Source organism: uncultured Metabacillus sp., from assembly GCF_947503125.1.
Taxonomy (GTDB): domain Bacteria; phylum Bacillota; class Bacilli; order Bacillales; family Bacillaceae; genus Metabacillus.
The window spans coordinates 1-211 of sequence record NZ_CANNCR010000238.1; the positions used below are offsets into that span (position 1 = coordinate 1).

A 211-nucleotide genomic window follows, 5' to 3' on the forward strand; every position below is an offset into this window, starting at 1 on the left:
CTTCTGCCCAATTCACTAGTTTTTGAAAGCCATGCATTCGATTTTCAAAGATCAAGCGTTTCCCGAACTCGATGCCTCGGTCATCTTGAGCACGTGCAACGTGTTTGTCTTTGGCAATATCAATGCCAACAATAAGAGTTGAAGGTGTAATTTGAGAGATTTTGTGATTTTGTGTATAATTCATTTTGAGTCCTCCTTGGTTACTTAATTA

The 211-nt window shown here is 38.4% G+C and carries 1 pseudogene; it reads right to left on the reverse strand.

From position 1 onward, the window contains the following. Positions 1 to 184 (reverse strand): annotated as a pseudogene (locus Q1B07_RS27000) (IS110 family transposase); the annotation flags it as partial. Between the last annotated feature and the right edge of the window lie 27 nt (positions 185 to 211).